We start from the raw sequence: 6,355 nt of genomic DNA, 5'->3' as shown, positions 1-6,355 counted from the left end.
AACCCCATGGGGTCCAGGGGGCACCCCTGGGACTTTTCCTTTCGCTGTTGACTTCGTCATGTCGCGCTACGCAGGGTTCTGAATAGTTACTCTTTATGCAGGCAATGCCTCGGAATTATCCTCGTCGCCGAAATCGGCGGTGGTTTTGGTGTTAAGAACCAGGCGTTGGCAATGGTAGCCGAGCAGAAATTCTCCGGAGAGCTTGCTGTCGTCCAGGAATTCGTCCCCCCTGAAAGCCGAAACGATCTGATCGATGGCCTTATTCATCGTGTGCAGGAAGGAGCCACGCTGTACCCGAAGACGGCTTTTGTACGGTCCCAGGGCCACCTCGATGTCGGGCCAGGTGGTCGCGGGCCGCTGGGCAAAGCGTTGCATCAAGCGGGCGGCGGTGGTTTCGCGATTTTCGCCCGCCAAATACAAAGCACGTGCTTCGATGTGTTCGGCAACAGCCAGCAGTCGGCCATACAGGTAATCTCTCGTGGTGCGGTCGGGTTCCAGCGCCATGTGATAATCCTCTCTTCCTTCTCGAATGGAATGTCCCCTGAACAGGGCACAGGCAATGCCCAGATATTTTTCCCACTCCGGCTGGTATCCATCCTTGTCTCGCTTGAAGGCGGTCCGATTGGCAACGTGACGGGTGGTCGATTCGACAAGATCCCGGGGAAAGGGACGACTTTCGAGGATGCAGGGCAGGAGCCGCTCGATGGTTGATTTGCCGATTTTGTCATCGGCGCGAGTCCCGTAGGCGGCAAAAACAATCTCCTTGGGAGCGGGCGCCCCGACAAACCGTTTCGCCTTTTCAAAGCGTTGATGCCAGGCGAAGGTGGTATGCCACGATTCGATCCGGTCCAGGAACTCGGATCCGGTCAACTCCTGGTAGTAGGTGATGGCCATGCGCCCGGGAGTTGCGGAGTCCAGGCCCATGGCCACAATGTTCGCTGCATTGCCCAAGGTGGCGCGATAGCCGGCAATTTTCCGGGAGAGTCGCCGGCCATAAGCCTGACCGGTTTCGGATTGATCCGCATCGGAGGTCACCGCATCCGACTCCAGACCGAGGAGTTCAAAGGAGTTGGCCAACGGATCCGGGATTTCCTCCCCCTTGATGGCCCAGGAAACAATAGCCTGATCCCCGTTGCGAAAGCCTTGTTTCTCGATCAGCGTCCGCAGGGCAATATGCGCTTTCTGGGAAACATCGTATCCGATACTGCAGGCCTGCATACCCTTGTCATCACTGAATCGACCCCTGAAGGTATACCCGGATTTATCATTGGCACTGATCAGTTTGGCCCCATCTTTCGGGCCACGCACTCTTTTGGGATGGTTCGAGGTGAGTGGGCTTTCCATCCCCGTTACCATGCAAAGGCCCTTTTCCGCATCGATGTTCGCGGAATAATTTTTCCATGATTCGAACAAAGAGAGATCTTCCCATACGTTGGTGCAGGGATTATTGGCTTCATGGACCTGCCAGCGGATGAAGGCATTCCCCTGATCCTTGAATTTTTCCTTGGTGCTTTTATCCTCCTCCACTTGAAGAAGTTGAAATATTTTGGGAGCTGCGCCACTTTCTTGCCACTGCCTCACCAGCTTTCCATCCTCTCCAATATGCAGAATCTTCTCCTGGACCAAATCATGGACCAGGCACCGGCGACGCACATATTGAAGAACGGCTTTTGCCTTGGGATGGCTGCATGATGAATCGCACCACGCAGAAAGCAATTCTTCATACAATTCAAAATAAACCGATTTTGAGCTTGTGTAATCGGGATAATCCGCAGCACAATATTGCACTTTGTCGCACAACGGATGTGCCGTTGGGGCACTGGTTCTTCCAGCGGAATTCTCCGTGACGGGAATCAAGGTCTCTTCTTTTTCCACGATCTTTGCGCCAACAAATTCTCCATCGATCGTGATGGAGAGTTCGATGTGAGCCTGTTTTTGGCTGTGACTGACGGGTGGCATGATTGCCTTGCAATTTTCGTAGGTTTCGTAAAGCCTGGCAATCCAACTCATGCCACCACCCCCAGATTCTCCTCTTCCCTGGTAACGCCGCAGACATTGGCTTTGCCGAATTTTTTGGCTGCCATCTTCCGGATGAACTTACGAACGCTACAGCTTTCCGGTCTTGGAAAGGTCACGTATCCGTCGCGCATGGTGGGAAACCACAGGCGGGCCTGGAGTTCCGGCAGGCCGGTTTCGTCGGGATAATCGAAACCATGGAACATCAAGCCGTAGGCCAACTCTCCCTGGCCATCGTAATACCCTTGCCCTGAACCATATTCACAGGGCTCCACATAGCCTTGGCAATCACGGGTACCCAGGAAGATATCCTGGCGACCACCCAAGGCGAGTACTCTCCGGGCAATATTGTAATGTTTGCCTTCAATGCGATCTTCCGCCAACTCCGCATGATGCGGATTCCATTCGAAATGGGCTTTTACCTGATACGCCACATCCTGCAAAAAGGTATAAATGGCCAGTGTATTACCCCCGCCCATCTTCAGCGGTTTGATCCCCTTGGTCTGGGTACGAATCGGTTTCAGAACGCGCACCCCGTCGATGATCCAGATAAAGGTCGGCTTCCAGTAGATCGACTTGGCAATACCCTTCAGGGCCTCGTAAGTGGGAAGATGGTAGGAACACTTCTCCCCGCCTATCCGGGTGATGGGATCGGTGAACAGGGCGTGCCGGGCGGTCACCTTGAATTCAATGCTGTTCCTGTCAGACACACAGCACCTCCATTTCTCCTTCCGGGGTTTCACAAAGACCAAACGCCTTATGATAGTATCGCGAATCACACAGATGGAAGATACCCGAATCCTTTTGCACTTCCCGAACGGCACGGCTCTGTTGCAAAGCGCGCAATTGATGCGGAAAAACATTGACCGAATAGTGCTGTGCCGCACGTAGCAGGTCATACTCCTGCTTCGGCAGACAGGCTGAGGCAAGAAGCCCGATCAGCTCCTTTCCCTCTGTTGCATAAGGCACGATCACACCTTCGGTGGGACTGTCGATGACCCGAAAATGGTCCGCTGCCGTGCGGAACGATTGACGCAATTCAATATCCGGGGCCTTCCTTTGGTCTCTTGTATAGTCTTTCACAACTTTTTTATTGACGGAAAGCCGATCCAGCAGCGTTTCATCCGATCCGTTTATCGGATAGGCCATCTCCTCACTGCGAGCGTAAAAGTAATATTGATAGTATCGCGCCATCGCTTTCGGACCGATGGGATTGTGATCAAACCACTCCGGATGCTCCGCATATTCCTTCAGAATCCGGCTGGCAATATCCTGCCCCAGTTCGATCTGCGTAAGATTGCCCAGATTCTCTTCGCTACTCGCCAGCTCCACCACATGAACCTGCCCCTTGCCGGAACGTCCGTGGCGGTTGCAACGTCCCGCCGCCTGGGCGATCGAATCCAGCCCGGCCAAGAAGCGAATCACGCTGCCGAAGTCCACATCCACCCCCGCCTCGATCAACTGGGTACTGATGCACAGGGTGAAGGTGTCCGGCTCTTGCAGGCGTTTCAGCAAATTGTCCAGTTTCTCCTTGCGGTGTGCCGGACACATGCCGGTACTGAGGTGAAAGACCCCCTCCTCCCCCCACTCCTGGCACCGTTGGTAAAGTTTTCGGGCGGAGGCCTTGGTATTCACCACCACCAGACAACTTCCCGTCCGTATGGCCTCGTCGTGAGCCAACCGGGCCACCTCCTCCAGCAACCACCCTCCCGCTCTGTGGGAATAACGGATTTCGGTGCGTTGCAGATCACGGAAGAGTTGCAGCGCATCCGGCATCAATTCCGCATTTTCCGCCAGGCGCAACGCCCCCTTGGTCCCGTCCACTGCGTGCAGCAAGGGTTGCGTCGCGGTGCAAAAAACCAGCGTGCTGCGGCACTGCTCCACCAGAAAATTGGCCGCTGTGTTGAACAGATGCACGCAGTTGACCGGAAGGGTTTGAATCTCGTCGAAAATGATCACCGCATTGGCCAACTGATGCATGCGTCGGGCTCCGCGCGTGCCCTTGCCGAACAGCGTCTCCAGAAACTGCACCATGGTGGTGAAGACGATCGGGGCATCCCAGTTGTCCCGAGCCATCACCTTTTGCGGCCACTTCTCCACAGCCGGGGTGAGGTTGGAATGATGTTCCAGCACCACACTTCCCAACGGAATCCCGTCGCTCTCCAGAATCTCCCTCACCCGACGTGCGTTCTGATCGATGATCGAGGTGTATGGAATAACATAGATAATGCGCTGCATGGCCTGTAGGTCCGCGTGATGCAACGCGAAGCGCAGGCTGGCCAGGGTCTTTCCGCCACCGGTCGGCACCGTCAAGGTGTAACTGCCCCTCTCTCGCGAGGCAGCCTGCAGGCAGCTTTGGGAAATTTTTTGCCGAATGGGATCAACCGTGTGGGTGACAGGCATGGAACCAAGATGGTGTTCCAACCGTTCACAGAGGATTTTCCAGGCCACATACTGGTTGTTGGGTCTCCAGTTGGCCTGTTCGGGATGTTCGAAATCGGCACTGTCGATGCGGTCCGCATCGATCAGGCAACTGAAGAGGAATCGTACCAGCAGCCCCATCTTCTGGTTGACCTCAACCAGACCGCTGCCCGGTCGATGCATCCCTTTCAACACCTCCAGCAGGGCCGTTCGCCAGGCCGACTCGGCCAGCAAGCCCCGGATGCGTTCCAGAACCTCCTGATCCGCTCGCTGCGTCGCCTCCTCCAGATGGCTGCGTATTTCCGCCACCTTCATGCGCTCGCCGAAGCGATCAACCACCGGCTCGCTCTCCCCGGTGGAGAGACAATCCATCAGCCCGGAGTGGTGAGAAGCCAGACACAAGGCCAGAATCTGGGCGAAAAGACGATCGGCTCTCCCCTTGTTGCCAATCTCCCGCCATACGAGCTGTGCCCCGGCCGTGGAATGGTCCGGCTTTTGGCCAGCGCCCTGGTTGGCGACGGGCGCGGGATCCGGGTCCGAGTCCGAATCCGGGTCGGCAATACCAAGAATGGTTCTGATGTAGAGCTGAAACGCCTTGCTGTACTTACCGAAATCATGCAGCAGGCCCAGCAGCTCTCCGACATCGGCCAATCCTATTTTTCGGGCCAGCTCTTGTGCAAGAACGGCTACGCCAAACAAATGAGCCTTAAGGAGTTGGGGATCCTGCTTATCGCGATAGCGGGCAACTATGCACTCGTTCATTTTCACTTATGCCAATGTCATAAAAATTTGGAGATGCTTCGTGAAAGTAACTGATTTGAATCTTTTCAAACTCTGCGTGAAAGTTATACAGACCCACGGCAGAAGATGGCAAGTATTTTTTAAAAAAAATTCAATTTAGGGTATATATCAAAACATTCTCTGTCAATTTTCCTCAAACTCTTTCGGTCAAACCACCCGGCCCGAAACCTGCCGCCTCGGAGCCTTCGCGGAAATCAACCTGTTTAAGTAACTATTCAGGATCCCGCGCAGCGCGATATGACGAAGTCAACGGCGAAAGGAAAAGTCCCAGGGGTGCCCCCTGGACCCCATGGGGTCGGAAGTCAACAGCAAACGGAAGAGTCCCAGGGCGCTGCCCTGGACCCGTTGGGGGGGGATAATCCCCCCAAACCCCCGTATATCTGAACAGATACAGAATAATTACGCATTCCAAAGTAGACGCGGTGTAATTAAAGTAAAACATAAAGAGTAGTTTTTGGGCCAATTCAAAACGGCGTCGCAATGGCGCAGATGGAGACAAGTGAAAGGATTACGGAAACGTCAAAGGATAGAACATTTTCTTTTCTTGATACTTAAAAGATAACATATTAAAAGTCAACGGATTTCAGGCGGTACAGGGCGTAGCGATAATCCCGCTCCCACCGCTCCTCCACCTTCTCGAAGGCGTTCTTCTCCAACAGATCGGCGCAAAACTGCCGATGCTGCCGATCCGCCACATTGCACCAGAAGTTGAAGTGAAAATAGACCCCACCCCGATGTCCGGGGGCCAACACCCGCTCCACATACTCCCGATCCGTCTGCAACAGATGCGCCTGCGCCGCATCCACCCCCCACACCTGAAACATGGTGGGATTGTGGGTCAACACCAGCGAACGCGGCGGTAACCGCTGCGCCATCTCCCGCGCCACGGCATGATCCGCCCGCGCCGCCCAGGCCTCATGCGTCTCGGCCCGAACCCCCGGCAGAAAGCAGAGATGCGCCACACCCAGCACCCCAACCAGCAACCCCGTCCCCGCCACTCCGGGAAAACGCCGCTCCACCTGCCGACACACCACCTCCCCACCCACCCCCGCCAATACCGCCCACGGCAAGGCCGAAACCAGGGCATACCGCACATCCGCCCCATAGGCGTAACTGC

The 6,355-nt window shown here is 55.3% G+C and carries 3 protein-coding genes; all 3 read right to left on the bottom strand.

Annotated features, from left to right (window positions below; translation table 11 throughout):
* Positions 1-93 precede the first annotated feature (93 nt).
* Positions 94-2,010, bottom strand: coding sequence for a type I-C CRISPR-associated protein Cas8c/Csd1 (gene cas8c / locus HQL56_17375; protein MBF0311291.1), 1,917 nt, complete (start codon positions 2,008-2,010; stop codon positions 94-96).
* A complete protein-coding gene (cas5c, locus tag HQL56_17370; protein MBF0311290.1) occupies positions 2,007-2,879 on the bottom strand; it encodes a type I-C CRISPR-associated protein Cas5 in 873 nt (290 codons plus the stop codon). The genes cas8c and cas5c overlap by 4 nt, the downstream gene beginning before the upstream one ends.
* Positions 2,880-5,804: 2,925 nt before the next feature.
* On the bottom strand, positions 5,805-6,355 hold a 551-nt coding region (locus tag HQL56_17365), incomplete at its 5' end, for a hypothetical protein (protein MBF0311289.1).

It is taken from the genome of Magnetococcales bacterium (genome assembly GCA_015231925.1).
GTDB lineage: Bacteria > Pseudomonadota > Magnetococcia > Magnetococcales > JADGAQ01 > JADGAQ01.
This window is presented reverse-complemented; position numbering and strand designations above follow the sequence as displayed.